Here is a 599-nt window from a genome sequence, read left to right as displayed (position 1 = left end):
GATTGGAACCGGCGTTGAATGACCAGTAGCCGTCGGCGTTGTGACAAAGCCATTCCGATGCCGAGGCGCGGTCGGTGACCCAGCCGAGGGTTTCAGCGTGGGTGCGCAGCTTTCCGAGCAGATCGGAAGGGTTGTTCGCAGTACCGGTGAAATACGCCATGTCAGTCCTTCCTGATTGCGTAGAGCCAGGGGTTGCCCGAGCGCCAGGCGGTTTGGAAAACAACGTGGTCCACTCCGTCCTCGACAATCACGTCCTCGGCGCCGGAGTTGAGCGTCGGCACGTAGAAGGCGCCGTCGAAATCGCCCAAGTAGCGGCGCCCCTCGGTTTCGCGGGTGACGAACTGCAAAGCTTTCAGCGGGAACTTGCGGAAAGAGTCGCGGAGCTGGTAGATCACAGTGTCGCTACTACCCGCTTAGCGGGCGCAGCCCAGCGGCAGCAGGGTCCGCGGGATGTAGTCGGACTCGTTGTTGCTGTTCGATGCGACGGTGAAGCCCAGCCAGCGGCCTGCAGGGTCGCGGACATAGCAACTGCGCTCCAGCGGGCTGCTGATGCCCCGATGACTGTCGCTCACGTCGGACCAGCGGGTGGCGACGTCTCC

The 599-nt window shown here is 63.1% G+C and carries 2 protein-coding genes; both read right to left on the bottom strand.

What is annotated here, in order from left to right; genetic code table 11:
* Nucleotides 1-161: 161 nt before the first annotated feature.
* Nucleotides 162-395: a hypothetical protein gene (locus tag AC061S_RS44550; RefSeq protein WP_478691593.1), complete on the bottom strand. Its 234-nt coding sequence runs from the start codon at nucleotides 393-395 to the stop codon at nucleotides 162-164.
* 18 nt (nucleotides 396-413) lie between these two features.
* On the bottom strand, nucleotides 414-599 hold a 186-nt coding region (locus AC061S_RS44545; protein ID WP_478691592.1), incomplete at its 5' end, for a hypothetical protein.

The organism is Streptomyces sp. CA189 (assembly GCF_056428985.1).
Note: the sequence above shows the minus strand (reverse complement) of the source record. Positions and strands in the feature narration are given on the sequence as shown.